Origin of the sequence: Haloferax sp. Atlit-10N, assembly GCF_003586325.1 — an archaeon.
In the GTDB taxonomy this organism is placed as follows: domain Archaea; phylum Halobacteriota; class Halobacteria; order Halobacteriales; family Haloferacaceae; genus Haloferax; species Haloferax prahovense.
The window spans coordinates 1-472 of sequence record NZ_PSYX01000145.1 but is presented as its reverse complement, the minus strand read 5'-3'; the positions used below and the strand labels follow the sequence as shown (position 1 = coordinate 472).

Genomic DNA, 472 nt, shown 5'->3' with positions numbered 1-472 from the left:
GTGCGGCGCGTCCTAGAGAGACGTGTTAGAACTGAAACCAATGGCAACAACGAGTTCCCCGTCGGTGTCGTTCGACGAGACCGACACGCGACACGATGAGATGCATCGCACGATCGAGCAGTGGCTTGCGGACCTCGCTGCCGACGTTGACGACGCGCAGGCCAGCGAGCAGTTCCAAGCGTGGTTGGACGTCCAGAGCGAGTTCCACGACTACTCCCACCGCAACACACTCCTCATCACCCTCCAATGCCCCGAGGCGACGAAAGTCGCTGGCTACCGGACGTGGCAGGAGGAGTTCGACCGATACGTTGAGGAAGGCGAGTCGGCGATCTGGATTTGGGCGCCGATCATCACGACCCAATGCCCCGAGTGTGGGAACGCACCGAGCTATCACGAAAACAGCGAGTGTGAGTACGACGAAACACCGCCCGAAGAGTGGTCGGAGGGCCTCGTGGGCTTCAAGCCCGCACCC

At 61.4% G+C, this 472-nt stretch carries 1 protein-coding gene; it reads left to right on the top strand.

Annotation, left to right across the window (positions count from 1 at the left end; genetic code table 11):
• Positions 1–40: 40 nt before the first annotated feature.
• A partial coding sequence (locus tag C5B91_RS21585) for an ArdC-like ssDNA-binding domain-containing protein (protein WP_233547909.1) occupies positions 41–472 on the top strand: 432 nt, incomplete at its 3' end.